General features: G+C 57.8%; 2 protein-coding genes. Both read left to right on the plus strand.

Annotated features, from left to right (window positions below):
• Window positions 1–246, plus strand: a 246-nt coding sequence (locus tag U8U68_RS22840) for a helix-turn-helix domain-containing protein (protein WP_322204656.1), incomplete at its 5' end; no start/stop codon positions are given.
• Between the two features lie 4 nt (window positions 247–250).
• Window positions 251–454, plus strand: a complete 204-nt coding sequence (locus U8U68_RS22845) for a hypothetical protein (RefSeq protein WP_161880044.1) — start codon at window positions 251–253, stop codon at window positions 452–454.
• The last annotated feature ends 96 nt before the right edge of the window (window positions 455–550 follow it).

Here is a 550-nt window from a genome sequence, read left to right on the forward strand (position 1 = left end):
TACCTGACGTTTGAGGATCGGCAGAAAATCGAAGTGTGGCACGCCCGCGGGGATCGCCCGCTTGAAATTGCCGCGCGGCTGGGCGTGCATACGGCGACGATCTACAACGAATTGAAGCGGGGCTACGTTGGGGAGCTGGACAGCAGGCAAAGGGAAATCTACAAAGCGGAGCGGGCGCAAGCAACCGTTCAGGAGCATTTCAAGCGGCGGGGCCGGACGGCGGCCACGGCTGGGAAGGGAGGTTAAAACCGTGACACAGTATGAACGGATCACAGAAAGCCCGCAGGCGTTGGCGGCCTTCCTTCGGGAATTGCCCGTATTAGAAGCCCCGTGGGATCAGGCTTTCCAAAAGCAGTATTGTGCGGGGTGCGTTTCCACAGATTGCGACACTTGCCCGAATGAGGCATACCGGAATAATCCGGCGTGGTGGCTGGCGCAGACGGCCACGGACTAAAGAAAAGGAGCTATTCAAACTATGGTTAAATTCCTTATCGGCGGTTCGCCTTGCACGCATTGGAGCATAGCGCAAAGCAAGAACCGCGAAACGGCG

This window comes from Acutalibacter intestini (assembly GCF_034334985.1).
Taxonomy (GTDB): Bacteria; Bacillota; Clostridia; order Oscillospirales; family Acutalibacteraceae; genus Acutalibacter; species Acutalibacter intestini.